The organism is Allobosea rubneri (assembly GCF_032464875.1).
Taxonomy (GTDB): Bacteria; Pseudomonadota; Alphaproteobacteria; order Rhizobiales; family Beijerinckiaceae; genus Allobosea; species Allobosea rubneri.
In genome coordinates this window covers 1-1,382 of the sequence record NZ_JAWDID010000126.1, presented here as the reverse complement: position 1 = coordinate 1,382, position 1,382 = coordinate 1, and the positions used below count along the sequence as shown (strand labels likewise).

Annotated in this window: 1 protein-coding gene; it reads left to right on the top strand. The window is 57.8% G+C overall.

The genetic code is table 11. From position 1 onward, the window contains the following. The first annotated feature begins 482 nt into the window (after positions 1–482). On the top strand, positions 483–1,115 hold the full coding sequence (locus RKE40_RS29565) for a methyltransferase domain-containing protein (RefSeq protein WP_316021723.1): 633 nt from the start codon (positions 483–485) through the stop codon (positions 1,113–1,115). The last annotated feature ends 267 nt before the right edge of the window (positions 1,116–1,382 follow it).

Here is a 1,382-nt window from a genome sequence, read left to right as displayed (position 1 = left end):
GCCGGCCTCTTCCACGGGGAACACGCGACTGATCAGAGAGCCAACTTCCCCTTCCGGCCCATCTGAGACATTCGTCGTCAGCCGACTTGACACCCATGGCCCAATAGAGAAGCCCGCGCGCGGCGGGTCATGCCCCTATTGGGGATGCGAGTTATGAACTAGTCGATGTTGTATGACGCCGCGGAAAAGGTCCGCTTTTGTGCGTCAATGGTAGACCATAGCGAGCAGGTAGCCATATCATCGCAGAAGCGACGCTCATCTGGATTGCGACCTCGATCAATCTGATCGGCGCGATCGCACTTTCGCTGCTCTTACTCTAGGATGCCGGTCGACCATCGCCGGCAGCTCCGCGACGATCTCGGCAACGCTCGGCTGCGGGCGCGTACAACAGCGACGGCCTAGAGGGCGCTTGCGCTGTCTGCTAAGGGGAAAGCGAGTTCACGACAGCCGAGGCTGACATGCACCCATCATCATACGAGCATATGCGTGCGTTGACTGAAAAATACCTGCGGCCCGATCAGAACCTGATGATTGCCGATATCGGCAGCTACGATGTCAACGGCAGCTACAAGCCCCTGTTTGACAATCTCAACTGGACCTATCACGGAGTCGACCAAGCCGCGGGGCCAAACGTCGATTTCGTCCTGAGCGACCCCCATACGCTCCCGTTTTCAAGCTCCTCCTATGACGTAATTGTCTCGGGCCAAGCCTTCGAGCACATGGAATTCTTTTGGCTAGTCGCGACCGAGGTTGCACGTGTGATGAAGCCCGGCGGCCTGTTCTTTCTGATCGCCCCTTCCAAAGGTCACGAACATCGCTATCCGATGGATTGTTGGCGCTACTATCCCGACGGCTACGCCGCGATCGGGAGATGGGCCGGCCTGGAAACTCTGGAGGCGAAGTCGGACCTCGCTGACCCAGCCTCAGATTGGGGTGATACGGTCGGGGCGTTCAGGAAGCCGGATAACTGGCGCCCGATGGACATCCACGCGCATCTGCGCCAGCGAGTTACGGAACTTGAGGAGCATAATCGGGCGCTTCTCAACTCAACTTCCTGGAAGATCACTGCCCCGATCCGCGAAATCATGAGCGCTATGAAAGGCGCGCGGAAGTAGTCGCGGCCGACGCCTAGCACTTCCGCAATGGCTTGCGGGCTATCGAGCGGCAAAGGTCGCGGACCCGACGATTGAACTTCAAGTCGAGCAATGTGAACTGCTTCGGACATTTAAAAAGCCCGTGCGAGGCGATTGGCGGGCTAGAGCGTTTCCGTCGAACGTTGAATCGATAGTGATGTGACGAACTCGGCTCGGGCTGATTCAACCTTCCTGTTAAAGGGAATGAAGGATGGCGCAAGCTCTGAGTGACGATCTTCGCATGCGTGT

Coding starts and splice junctions, on each gene's coding strand:
- RKE40_RS29565 (WP_316021723.1), top strand. CDS start 483: ATGCGTGCGTTGACTGAAAAATACCTGCGGCCCGATCAGAACCTGATG.